The 11,767-nt window shown below is 68.2% G+C and carries 10 protein-coding genes; 2 read left to right on the top strand and 8 right to left on the bottom strand.

From position 1 onward, the window contains the following. Positions 1-2: 2 nt before the first annotated feature. From hemF to O9271_RS09745, 8 genes are all read right to left on the bottom strand, one after another. Positions 3-1,001 (bottom strand): oxygen-dependent coproporphyrinogen oxidase, encoded by a 999-nt coding sequence (hemF, locus tag O9271_RS09780; protein WP_298268849.1) that lies wholly within the window; start codon positions 999-1,001, stop codon positions 3-5. Next, positions 998-2,089 carry a uroporphyrinogen decarboxylase gene (gene hemE, locus O9271_RS09775; RefSeq protein WP_298268846.1) on the bottom strand — a complete coding sequence of 364 codons (1,092 nt, stop codon included), beginning with the start codon at positions 2,087-2,089 and terminating at the stop codon, positions 998-1,000. Before hemE ends, hemF begins: the two co-directional genes overlap by 4 nt. Before the next feature lie 121 nt (positions 2,090-2,210). Then, the gene (gene hemA / locus O9271_RS09770; RefSeq protein ID WP_298268844.1) at positions 2,211-3,665 is read right to left on the bottom strand and encodes a glutamyl-tRNA reductase; all 1,455 of its coding nucleotides are present in this window, start codon (positions 3,663-3,665) and stop codon (positions 2,211-2,213) included. 25 nt (positions 3,666-3,690) lie between these two features. Then, positions 3,691-4,947: a geranylgeranyl diphosphate reductase gene (locus tag O9271_RS09765; protein WP_298268842.1), complete on the bottom strand. Its 1,257-nt coding sequence runs from the start codon at positions 4,945-4,947 to the stop codon at positions 3,691-3,693. A gap of 20 nt (positions 4,948-4,967) precedes the next feature. After that, positions 4,968-6,335, bottom strand: a complete 1,368-nt coding sequence (locus O9271_RS09760) for a BCD family MFS transporter (protein WP_298268840.1) — start codon at positions 6,333-6,335, stop codon at positions 4,968-4,970. An 11-nt stretch (positions 6,336-6,346) separates the two neighbouring features. Then, positions 6,347-7,285 (bottom strand): chlorophyll synthase ChlG, encoded by a 939-nt coding sequence (gene chlG, locus O9271_RS09755; protein WP_298268838.1) that lies wholly within the window; start codon positions 7,283-7,285, stop codon positions 6,347-6,349. Between the two features lie 112 nt (positions 7,286-7,397). Then, complete coding sequence (gene ppsR / locus O9271_RS09750) at positions 7,398-8,840, bottom strand: transcriptional regulator PpsR (RefSeq protein WP_298268836.1); 1,443 nt, start codon at positions 8,838-8,840, stop codon at positions 7,398-7,400. Beyond that, positions 8,806-9,759 carry a cobalamin-dependent protein gene (locus O9271_RS09745; protein ID WP_298268834.1) on the bottom strand — a complete coding sequence of 318 codons (954 nt, stop codon included), beginning with the start codon at positions 9,757-9,759 and terminating at the stop codon, positions 8,806-8,808. Before O9271_RS09745 ends, ppsR begins: the two co-directional genes overlap by 35 nt. Positions 9,760-10,028: 269 nt before the next feature. On the opposite strand from O9271_RS09745, the gene bchF reads away from it, so the two are divergent. Together bchF and O9271_RS09735 are read left to right on the top strand one after the other, a co-directional pair. Next, on the top strand, positions 10,029-10,517 hold the full coding sequence (gene bchF, locus O9271_RS09740; protein WP_343213894.1) for a 2-vinyl bacteriochlorophyllide hydratase: 489 nt from the start codon (positions 10,029-10,031) through the stop codon (positions 10,515-10,517). Beyond that, entirely contained in the window at positions 10,514-11,767 is a 1,254-nt protein-coding gene (locus O9271_RS09735; protein WP_298268830.1) for a ferredoxin:protochlorophyllide reductase (ATP-dependent) subunit N, read from the top strand. The genes bchF and O9271_RS09735 overlap by 4 nt, the downstream gene beginning before the upstream one ends.

The following is an 11,767-nucleotide window of genomic DNA, read 5'->3' as shown; positions in this document are numbered from 1 at the left end:
GTTCACGCTCCAGCGACGTCCGTAACCCAGTCGCGTGGCTCGAGCATCGTGAGAAGCCGAGCTTCGAAGGAATCGGGGGAATACCGGGGGGCGTACTGCCACATCGCCAACGGCGGAAGGCTCATGAGCACGCTCTCGACGCGCGCATTCGTCTGCAGGCCGAAGGTCGTGCCACGATCATGCACGAGGTTGAACTCCACGTAGCGGCCGCGCCGCACGAGCTGAAACTCCCGCTCCGCCTCGCTGAACGGTTCATTCCGGCGCCGATCGACGATGGGCTCGTACGCCTGCCGAAGAACCCGGGCCACATCGGTCACGAACGCCTGCGTCGCGTCATGGTCGAGGCCATAGGCCTCGGTGTGGGCGCGCAGATGGTCGAAAAAGATGCCGCCCACGCCACGTGCCTCGTTGTCGCGGTGCGTGTTCACGAAGTACTCGTCGCACCACGTCTTGAAAGCCGGATAGAGTGCGGCATGGTGACGGGCGCACATGTCGCGCAATGCCACGTGGAAGGTGCGGGCGTCACTCGTGTGCGGATAGAACGGCGTGAGATCGGTGCCCCCGCCGAACCAGCAGTCCGTGATCTGGCCGGCCTCGTCGGTGAGCTCGAAGTACCGCACGTTGAGGTGCACGGTGGGCACCTTCGGGTTGCGCGGGTGCACCACGAGGCTCACGCCCGTCGCAAAGAAGTGCGTGCTTCCGGTTGCGGCGCCGCGGCCGCCCAGTCGGATCGCCGCCGCCGGCGGCAGCACACCCATGACCGCCGAACGATTGATACCGGCCTTCTCGAACGTCACGCCGTCAGTCATGACGCGCGCCACCCCGCCACCGCCGCCGGGACGTTCCCAACGATCCTCGGTGAAGGTCCCGCCCCGATCGAGCCGTCCGAAGAACGACGTGAGCTCGTCGTGGAGCCCGGCGATCCAGCGGGTGATGTCGCTGCGCCGATTGCCGCTGGTGGGCACGGCTGGCGCATCCTCGAGCGGAGTCGCCACGGTCACGGGACCTCCGCGAGTTGACGGAACGGCGCGCTCGCCTGATGCGCCGCCACCCGTTCTTCGGTCCACTCCCATTCCTTCACGGCATCGATGAACGCCCGTGCATGGTCGGGCTTCATGTCGGGAAGGATGCCATGGCCGAGGTTGGCCACATGCCCCACGGGCCCGAAGCTGGCGATCATCTCGTGCGTGCGACGGCGAATGTCGGCGGGTGGGGCATACAGCGCGCACGGATCGAGATTCCCCTGCAGCGCCACGTTGAACGGATCGGTCTGCCGGCGCGCGTCGTGCGGCGCGGTGTGCCAGTCGACCCCAATGGCATCCGCCTGCGTCGCGGCGGCGATTTCGCCCAGCGCCCATCCGCCACCGGGGGCAAAGACGATGACGGGCACGCCCGCTTCGCGGGCCCGCAGCGCCGCCTTGGCCAGGTAGGGGAGGGAGAAGGTGCGGAACTCGTCAGGAGCCAGCGCGCCGGTCCACGAGTCGAACAGCTGCACCACCTGTGCCCCCGCGGCCACCTGCGCCACGAGAAAATCGCCCACTGCGGTGGCGAGGCGATCGAGCAGCGCATGTGCGAGGGCCGGCTGTTCGAAGAGCATCTTCTTGGCCACCGCGAACTGCTTGGTGCCCTTGCCCTCCACCATGTACGCCGCCAGCGTCCACGGCGCCCCGGCAAAGCCAATCAATGGCACGCGCCCGTTGAGCGCGCGACGGGTCATGCGCAGCGCCTCGAGCATGTAGCCGAGCTGATCTTCCGGATCGACGGCACGCAGGCGCTCCAGATCCTGCGGCGAACGAATCGGCGACGGGAACTGCGGTCCGACCCCTTCGTCGAGCGTGAGGTGCATCCCCATGGCCTCGGGGATCACCAGGATGTCACTGAAGATGATCGCCGCGTCCACCCCCACGAGATCGATCGGCTGCAGCGTGACCTCCGTGGCCAGCTCGGGCGTGCGGCACATCGTGAGGAAGTCGCTTTTCGCGCGCACGGCACGGTACTCGGCGAGATACCGTCCGGCCTGGCGCATCATCCACACTGGGGGGCGCTCGACGGATTCGCGGCGCAGCGCGCGCAACAACAGGTCGTTCATACAGAGGGGAGTAGCGGGCTCGGAAAAGCCCGGGTGAACTCGGGCTGCCGGGAGCCGGGCAACTCGAATGTCAAAGGTACTTGGCGGCGCACGACCCTGCGGCCGGGCGCCGCCCGCAGGGTCAGTTGAAGTGGCGAGACGCGACCAGCGGTGCCGCCTCGTGGGCGGCCGCGACCGGCGACGGCACCGTGGCCGAGGAAGCGGCCGGGGCCACGCGCGGCCTCAGGCGGGGCGCCGGAGCGGCGGGGGCGGCCGGCGTCGGGGCGGGAGCGGCCACGGCCCGGTGCGTGCCACTGCGGCGCGTGTCCGTGGCGCCAGCGCCGCCGCCTGGCGCAAACATCTCGAGCAGCATCATCGCGTGCTGATCGAGCGGCTCCCCGCGCTGCACGGCACGCCGAAGCGCCGCCATGGGGCCGGCGAGCAGCTTGGCCACGATGCGCGAGGCCGCCTTTTCGGCGACGCTGTCGTCCTTCGAGTGAAACGCCACTTCCCGGCGGGCCACGTCTTCGAGTGCTGCCCGCAGCGGCTGGATGGCATCACGCGCGGGCATCGTGGCCAGCCACTCCATGAACGCGTCGGTCTCACCGGCGCAGATCGTTTGCGCGTGCGGCACGGCATCCCGGCGCATCGTTTCGGCCGACAGCAGCGGCTGGTGCAGCGTATCGAGATCGATAAGCGTGATGCCGCTCTCCGTCGTCACCGCCGGGTCGATGTTGCGGGGCACGCTGAGGTCCATCATGAGCAGGGCGTAGCCGGTCGCGGCACACGCCTCACGGGCGCGCTGAAGGGCCGCCGCCTCGACCACCGGCACTTCGCTGCCGGTCGCGACGATCACCACGTCGGCCATCGCCGCTTCCACATGCAGCGCGTCCCAGGTGGAAGCGCGGCCGCCCACCATGCCGGCCAGGCTCGCGGCGTTTTCGAAGGTGCGATTCACCACCACGATGTCGCGGGCGCCCAGCTTGTGCAGCTGCTTGGCGGCGCGCGCGCCGGTCTTGCCGGCGCCGATCACCACACAGCGTGCGTTCTCGAGATTGCCGAAGCGCTGCGAGGCGGTAATGGCCGCTTCGGCACCCACGGAATTGCGCCCCGCCGTGAGCGACGTTTCCGTTTGTACCCGCTTGCCGGCGCGAAGCGCCGTTTCGAACAGGCGATGCAGCACCGGCCCCGCCGCCTGGCCACGCGAGGCACGCTTGTAGGCCGCCTTGAGCTGGCCCAGGATCTGCCCGTCACCGAGGACCTGCGACTCGAGGCCGGAGGCGATGCGAATGACATGCTCGGCGGCGTCACGCCCCTCGCGGCGCGTGGCCGTGGTGAGCAGCTGGTCGCCCTCGGTGCGCGTGCGCATCCAGCGCCGCGCCAGCACCTGCACGGAGCGCTCGATCACCTGCGGATCGTCGCTGTCGACCCACGCGTACAGCTCGGTGCGATTGCACGTGGAGATGAGCGCGGACTCGGTGATCACTTCGGTGCGCGCCGTGCGGTACAACTGCGTGAGGCGCTCCTCGGAGAGATGGAAGCGCTCACGCGTTGCCACATCGGCGTGGCGGAAGTCGATGGCGATCGAGATCAGCATCGGGGAGTGGATGCGGAGACGGTGATCAGGCGGGCGCGAGCCCGGCCAAATGCGCCAGGTTCTTGAAGAAGATCCGCACGTGCGACATGGGTTTCGCCCGCACGAGCTGTTTACGCATGTAGCCGTCGAACGTCAGCTGCTGCACATCCCGATCCCGGCAGATCGCCACGAAGCGCTCACGCCGGTTGTCGGTGGTGTACCAGAAACTCTGCATCACATCGAGCACGAAGAACACCGGGCCATGCAAGCGCATGAAGCGGCGGCGCGCCTGCTTCAGCGCCGACGCCTTGCCGGTCTGCAACGCCTCTTCCACCGCGTCGGCGGCAAATCGGCCGCCGGTCATGGCGTAGAAGATGCCTTCTCCGCTGGCGGGCGCCACTACCCCGGCGGCATCGCCGGCCACTACGACGTCCCGCCCGTTGTCCCAGCGGGGGAGCGGCTTGATGGGAATGGGGGCGCCTTCCCGGCGGATCGTCTCCAGCCGGTCCATGCCCGTGTCCGCCCGCAGACGCGCCACCGCCTCCTTGAGACCGAAGCCTTTCTGGAAGGTCCCGGTGCCAATGGAGGTCGTGGGGCCGTGGGGGAACACCCAGGCGTAGAAGTCGGGAGAGAGGGGGGCGTTGTAGTACACGTCCACACGGTCGTGGCCGAACACTTCGCTGTCGGCCGTGGGCGACTTCACGATTTCGTGGTACGCGAACACATGCTTGGCCTTGTGCGACCCCGGGATGCACTGCCGGGCGATCGGCGAAAGCGCCCCGTCGGCGCCGATCACGTAGCGTGCGCGCACGGTGCGCACGGCCCCGTGCCGCGACCGCCCCTCGGTGTACGTGAGCGTCGCCATGCCATCGGCATCGCGCGAGAATTGCGTGAACGCGCCGGTACGCCGCACCGCGCCCGCAATGGCCGCTCGCTGGCGCAGCCACTCGTCGAACACGTCGCGGTCGACCATGCCCACGAAGCCCTCACCAACCGGGATGTCCACCTTCTTGGCTGTCGGCGAGATGACCCGTGCCGTATTCACCCGCGCCACCAGCAGCGACTGGGGGATGGCGAAATCACGGAGCAGTTGGGGCGGTACGGCCCCGCCGCACGGTTTGGTGCGCCAGGCACGATCGAGCAGCAGCACCTTGCGCCCGGCGCAGGCGAGTTCGTGCGCGGCCGTGGCACCGGCCGGGCCGCCGCCCACCACGACCACATCGAACAGTTCCCCATCCTCGTACGGGACTCCCCGCTCGAGCTGGGTCAGGTCTTCCTGCTGGTCGCCGCGCTGTGCACTCATGAGACTGGCCTCCGTGTGGCTCATTGGATAACTGCCGACAGCATTTCACCGCGCTGCTGGAACACCGCGTTGGCGCGCTCGCTCGACGCGCTCCGCAGCGCCAGCCACGCCGACGCGGCAAAAAGGAACGCCTGCACACCGAATACCGCCAGATACCCACGCACCGGGGAGTCGAAGACGGCACGCGCCAGATCGACGCCGGCCGCGCCGGACATGGTGCCCACCGCGTAGGCAAGCGCCTGCGCCGCGCCAAACACGCCGAGGCGCAACCCTGCGCGACCGTCGGATTTGTCGCCCGTGAGCGCCATCATGGAGCCGATCGCGCCAATCGCGAACACGCCATTGGCGATACCGAGCAATACCACGACCAGCGTGAACACCGAAACGCTGAACAGGCCGGGCGAGGCCACCAGCGCCAGATACGTGACCGCCGATGCCGCACAGCCGGCCGCGGCCCAGTGCCGCAACTGCCCGGTCCGCGTTGCGAGGAGCGCCGCGACAATCATTCCCGCCAGCACCCCGCCGTGGTGGGCTCCCGACAGCTTCGTGCTCTCCCCCGGCGTCATGCCGAACGCAATGCCGGCAAAGGGCTCGAGGATGAGATCCTGCGCGCTGTAGGCGAACATGGCCAGGAAGATGAAGCCCGAAAAGAGTCGGGCCGCCGGCTCCTGCCACACCGTGCGCACGGTGTCGCGGAACGACGCGTGTCCGTGCGTCGCTGCCCCGGCAGGCATGACGGGGCGCGGCCCCTGTTCCACGCCCCGTGTGGCCAGCCACGACACCAGCAGCCCCACCCCGCCAATGCCACCGGCAATGGCAATGAGGCGCGTGAACGAGAAGGGATCGAGCAGCGAGCCCGAGGTGGCCGCCGTGATGATGATGCCGACGATCATCAGGATCCACGTGATGGCCGCGGCGCCGGCGCGCTGCGAGGGGCTGGCCCGTTCGCTCATGAGTGCCAGCAGCGGGGTGCCCGACGCACTCACCCCCGCACCCAGCAGCATGCTGGCGAGCGAGGCCAGCACCACCCCCAGCACCGCATGCTCGGCCATGACCGGCACGCTGGCGGCCACACCAACACCACCGAGGGCACACACCACCATGCCACCCAGAATCCACGGCGTCCGACGCCCGTGCCCGTCGCTGTCATGACCGAGGCGGGGACGCAGGTACAGCTGGACCGCGAAGTGCAACGCCACCAGCAGCCCGGGAATGAGTGCCGGCAACCCGAGTTCCACGACGATGACACGGTTGATGGTGGTGGTGAGCAGCACCACTACCGCACCGATCGCCGCCTGCACGAAACCGAGGCGCGTCAGGTTCCACCAGCTCATGCCCGACTCGGCCGCCAGCGTGGCGACCGGCATGGCGGCGGATGACGGCGCCACGGCGCTGCCCATCAGCGAAGCCCCTCACCGAACGTGGTGACGATGGGGAGCGTGCGCACGGCGAACGCCGACACCATCATGCCGCTCACGTAGAACGGTACGCCGAAGGCGCTGAGGTAGAGCGCCCGCTCCACCGGCTTCTGCACGAACCACCCCATGAGCCCCGCCTGAACGACGGTCAGTACACCGATGGCGATGGCGAACCCGGGGCGCCCCCACGTGACCAGCAGCCCGATCACGACGCATTGCGCCAGCAGCATGACAAGCGAAGCCACCCACCCCGCCCCCGTGGGGCCAAGCAGGACGGGAAGCGAGTTCACCCCCATCTGCCGGTCGCCTTCGATGGCCTTGAAATCATTGAGCGTCATGATGCCGTGCGCCCCGATGCTGTACAGCACGGCCAGCAGGAGCAGCGGCGTGGGCGGCAGCACATTGCCCAGCATGATGCCCGCGCCGGTGATCCACGCGAGTCCTTCGTAGGTGAAGCCAACGGCGGTGTTGCCGAGCCAGCCGTTGCGCTTGAAGCGGAAGGGCGGGGCGCTGTAGGCCCACGAAAAGGCCAGCGCCACGGCCACGGCGCCCAGCCCGAACCGACCCAGGGGGAGTGCCCATACGATACAGAGGGCGCTCCAGAAGATGGCAATGGCCAGCCCCCACTGCCCCGGGATGCGCCCCGAGGGAATGGGGCGGTTCGGCTCGTTGATGGCGTCCACGTGGCGGTCGAACCAGTCGTTCACCGCCTGGCTCGAGGCACAGACCAACGGTCCCGTCAACCCGATGCCCAACGCCAGCGTCCACAGGCGCTCCGACGAGAGCGGTACGCCGGCGGAGATCGCTCCGCAGGTGAACGCCCACATCGGGGGGAACCACGTGACTGGCTTGAGCAACGTCAGGACCGCTTTCGGATCCAGTCGTGCCGGGACCGTACGTTCTGTGTAGCTGACGCCCATAGGTGTCCAGTTTAGTTGACAGTAACCGTATGCGACAGAGACCACTTTGCTTTTCCGGTTACTGGGATGGTTCAGGGAAGGCCGGCAGCGCCGGTGAGGGGCGGCGGTGCCGCTAGCCGCTCACATCATCTTCCCGATCACCACCGGGGCTCACCAGTCGATGTCTTCGCAACTTGACGTACAGGCTCTGCCGGCTCACCCCCAATACTTCGGCGGCCGACGTCCGGTTGTCGTTGGTGAGCTCGAGGGCGGCCTCGATGAAATGCCGCTCCACCAGGTCCACCGTGTCGCGCACGAGGTCGCGCAGCGAGACGCGCCCCACGAGCGACGTGAGCTCCTCGACGGCGCGCGTGAGGTCGCGGGCCCCCTGCGGGCCGCTCGCCAGCCGCCGGCCGATGTCACGAATCGTGAAGCCGATGCACGGCTCCTCCCCTTCGGGCACCCAGACGGCCGACACCTCGACCTCGGACTGGTTGCCATGGAGGCCGCGTGCGGAGGTCGCCATGAGCCGCACCACGCCGTTCTTCCGCAGCATACTGGTGAACACCGGGAAGTCGGCGCCGGGGCGCCCGATGTAGGTGGCCAGCGGGGTTCCGCGCACCTGCTCTTCGCTCGCCAGCTCCGTGATGTCCAGGAACGCCCGATTGGCGGTCAGGATGACGCCCTCGAGGTCGGTTACCACGAACGCGTCGGGGGAGCGCTCGAGCAGATCGAGCAGCCGCGACGGCGAGTTGGCGCCGCTGCTGCTGGCCGCTGGCAACTCCGCCGGCGAGAAGCGCACGAGCAGCAGCGTCGCCTGCTCCTGACGGAAGCAGGAGGCGGACGCATGGACCGCCCGCCCACCGTGCAGCGTGATGGCCATGTCGCCCGCCCGGCCGGCGCTGCGTGCGGCACCCAGCAGATCCTCGAGCGCCCGCGCCGCCGTGGCATCCATGCCCAGCGGAAAGACACGGCCGATCAGCCGGTCGGTGGGTTCGCCAAAGAGCTGTCCCGCGGCGGCGTTGGCGTCGAGCACCTTGAGGGTGGCCGCGTCGAGCACAAGGATGCCGTCGCTCGCCAGCTGAAAGAGCAGGCGGTAGCGCGTTTCCACATGACGCAGGCGCCAATAGTCGCGCTCCATCGCCTGCTGCGCTTCCACCAGCCGCTGTTGTAGCGCCGACACGTGGCGCATGTCGCGCCCCACCGCCACGAGGCTGCCGTCGCGCCCAAGCTTGATCGTGGTGTACGACACGGGCACGTCCATGACGTCGCCCATGAGGTGATTCACCTGGCGGCGCTTCGACACCCCCTGGTGGATCGCTTCCTTGAGCAGCGTATCGATCTTGGCGCGCGAGTCGCCCGACACGGTCTCGTTCCACGGCCGGCCGATCCACTGGGTGGCCGCATCGAACTGCGTGTCACCGCCGCCCATGACGGCCACGTCCCGGATGACGCCGGCCCCATCCATGACAAGCGCAATGTCCCCGGCCACCGCGAGCAATGAGGCAGCCGAACGGGCATCGAGCTCGCCGATGGCGGGATTATTCGCGTCGAAGGGCTTCACGGAACTGGCCATACTCGCCGAGCCCCTCCGTCCGATGCGCTTCCGGCAGTCCCGCACGCGCCGCCGTCAGCAGGGAACGCGCAATGGCCGGTGCCTGACGGGCATCGGACGCGATCGCGTTGGCACCGACCTGATCGGCCAGTGAGGGGTCTTCGGCGAACAGCTGTCCGCCAACCATGACCTGCACGTTCGTGTTGCGCGAGGCCTGCTTGAGCCGGCGGATATCGCGACGCAGTACCGACAGGCGACTCTCCGTACCGACCGAGAAGCCGATCACGTCGTACCACTCCGCGGCGACCATGGCAAGCAGGTCGCTTTCTGTCCACGGCGCGCCCACGAGCACCCGCCAGCCGTCGCGCAGCAGGAACTCCCCCACCATGATGATGCCGAGCGTGTGCTGCTCTCCCGGCACGCAGGTGAGCAAGATGTTGCCCACCGGCTCCGCATGCCCCGACTCGGCCAGGAACACCTGCGACAGATCGCGCAGCAGCCGCTGCATGCGCCCCAGCGCCACCGTCACCTCGACGAAATCGCACTCGTCGTTGTCCCACATGTCGCCCAGCCGTCGGGCCGAGGGGGCCAGCAGATCGAGATAGACCCCCTCCACCGTCGCCCCTTCGGCGAGGACGGCGCGCACGAACTGCGCCCCGCGGCTGTCGTCGGGGCTGCGCACGGCCGCCACGAACGCCTGCACGTCCGCCTCCGAAAGCATGCGGGCGGCCGCGGCCGCCATGGCCGGCGAGACCGGCCCCACACGGTGGCTCGTCATCAGGCGCGGCACGAGTTCGTTCTGGATGGTCCGCTCCAGGCGCTCGAGCCGCTCACTGCGGCGCTGCGAAGTAAGGTGGTCCATGGCATCGGGGTGGGATCCCGGGCCTCGATTCACCGTGGGGAAGCCGCTGGCAGCTGGCTGGAGAGACGCGCCGGTCATGACGCGGGAACTCCTTGGCACGATGGCGTGGTGAAATGGGCCCTGGTGTGCGGGCACACCATAACGTAAGCACGCCGATAATGGTACCACGTGGTCCAGTTGTCAAGAAAAGTGTACGTCAATTCTTCTTGACAACTACCCGGTCCGATCACACCTTCTGCTCATCTGGGCAGCGAACCCCCGGAAGAGACGGCTAGATGACTGTTGTGCCCCATCCCGAGACGGCCGCGCCTACAGCGGCCGCCGATCCGCGCGCGTCGGCACCCACCGTGCGCACGGGTCTGTATACGCCGGAAGAGCGGAAGCGCCGCGACGAGACCAAATGGACACTCGTGCAGGGAATCCTTGCACCCGTCCAATTTCTCGTCATGGGCGTGTCCGTCTTCCTTGTGCTGCGCTACCTCCGGACCGGACAGGGACTGGAGGCGGCCCACCTTTCCATTGTCGTGAAGACGCTCGTGCTGTACACCATCATGGTGACCGGCGCGATCTGGGAGAAAGTGGTGTTCGGCCAGTACCTGTTCCACGAGTCCTTTTTCTGGGAAGACGTGGTCAGCTTCTTCGTGATTGGCCAGCACACGGCCTATCTCGTGGGGCTGTCTCTGGCATGGGATCCTCGCTTCCTGATGTGGATGGCCCTGGTCGCCTATGCCGCCTACACCGTGAACGCCATTCAATTCATCCTCAAGCTCCGTGCCGCGCGGCTGCAGGAAGCTGCGGAAAAGGCCGCCCGGGCCGCCCAGGTGCACGTCTCGTGAGTACGGCCCTCGAGCTGCCGGTCATCCGCGAGCGTGGTCAGCGCGAGGTCTTCTGCGGCCTGACCGGCATCGTCTGGCTGCATCGCAAGATGCAGGACGCCTTCTTTCTGGTGGTGGGGTCGCGCACCTGCGCGCACCTGGTGCAGTCGGCGGCCGGGGTCATGATCTTCGCCGAGCCGCGCTTTGCCACCGCCATTCTCAGCGAACGGGATCTGGCTGGCCTTGCCGACGCCAACGACGAACTCGATCGGGTGGTGCAGCAGCTGCTCTCGCGGCGTCCCGACATCACCACCCTCTTTCTGGTGGGCTCCTGCCCGTCGGAAGTGATCAAGCTCGATCTGGCGCGCGCCGCCGAACGCCTCAACGGCCAGTTCATGCCGCGCGTGCGCATCCTCAACTACAGCGGCAGCGGCATCGAAACCACCTTCACGCAGGGGGAAGACGCCTGCCTGCGCAGCATGGTGCCGCACCTGCCGGAGAGCCGCACGGCCGAGCCGTCCCTGCTCGTGGTCGGCACCGTGGCCGATGTGGTCGAAGATCAGTTCGCGCGCATGTTTGCCAAGCTTGGGGTGGGGCCCGTGCATTTCTTCCCGCCCCGGCGGGCCCGCGAGCTGCCGCCCGTTGGCCCCAATACGCGCATCCTGCTCGCGCAACCGTTTCTCGGCGACACCGCGCGCGCGCTGGTGGCTCGTGGAGCGACGCTGTTGCCGGCGCTCTATCCCTTCGGCGTGGAAGGGACCACCGCCTGGCTGCGCGCCGCGGCAGATGCCTGGGGCGTGACCCCGGCCCACTTCGACAGTAGCGTGGCCCCCAACGCCGAGCGGGCGCGGGTGGCGCTCTCGCGCTATCGCTCGCAGCTCGAGGGCAAGCGGTTGTTCATGTTCCCCGATTCCCAGCTCGAGATCCCGCTTGCCCGCTTCCTGCATGAGGAGTGCGGCATGGCGCTCGTCGAGGTGGGGACGCCGTATCTCGATAAGCTGCTCATCGACGCCGAGCTGTCGCGTCTGCCCGCCACGGCGCAGGTGAGTGAAGGGCAGGACGTGGAAAAGCAGCTCGACCGGTGCCGCGATGCGCGCCCCGACCTCACCGTCTGTGGCTTGGGGCTCGCCAATCCGCTCGAGGCCGAAGGGCTGCGCACGAAGTGGTCCATCGAACTGGTCTTCTCTCCCGTGCACGGCTACGAACAGGCCGGCGATCTGGCCGAACTCTTTGCGCGCCCGCTCGATCGGGCGCGGCGACTCGCGGTTTGA

The sequence above is a fragment of the Gemmatimonas sp. genome (genome assembly GCF_027531815.1).
Classification (GTDB): Bacteria; Gemmatimonadota; Gemmatimonadetes; order Gemmatimonadales; family Gemmatimonadaceae; genus Gemmatimonas.
Note: the sequence above shows the minus strand (reverse complement) of the source record. Positions and strands in the feature narration are given on the sequence as shown.

Bases quoted from the DNA above. Each gene is read 5' to 3' on its own strand.
- hemE (WP_298268846.1), bottom strand. From the start codon at position 2,089: ATGAACGACCTGTTGTTGCGCGCGCTGCGCCGCGAATCCGTCGAGCGC.
- hemA (WP_298268844.1), bottom strand. From the start codon at position 3,665: ATGCTGATCTCGATCGCCATCGACTTCCGCCACGCCGATGTGGCAACG.
- O9271_RS09765 (WP_298268842.1), bottom strand. From the start codon at position 4,947: ATGAGTGCACAGCGCGGCGACCAGCAGGAAGACCTGACCCAGCTCGAG.
- chlG (WP_298268838.1), bottom strand. From the start codon at position 7,285: ATGGGCGTCAGCTACACAGAACGTACGGTCCCGGCACGACTGGATCCG.
- ppsR (WP_298268836.1), bottom strand. From the start codon at position 8,840: ATGGCCAGTTCCGTGAAGCCCTTCGACGCGAATAATCCCGCCATCGGC.
- O9271_RS09745 (WP_298268834.1), bottom strand. From the start codon at position 9,759: ATGACCGGCGCGTCTCTCCAGCCAGCTGCCAGCGGCTTCCCCACGGTG.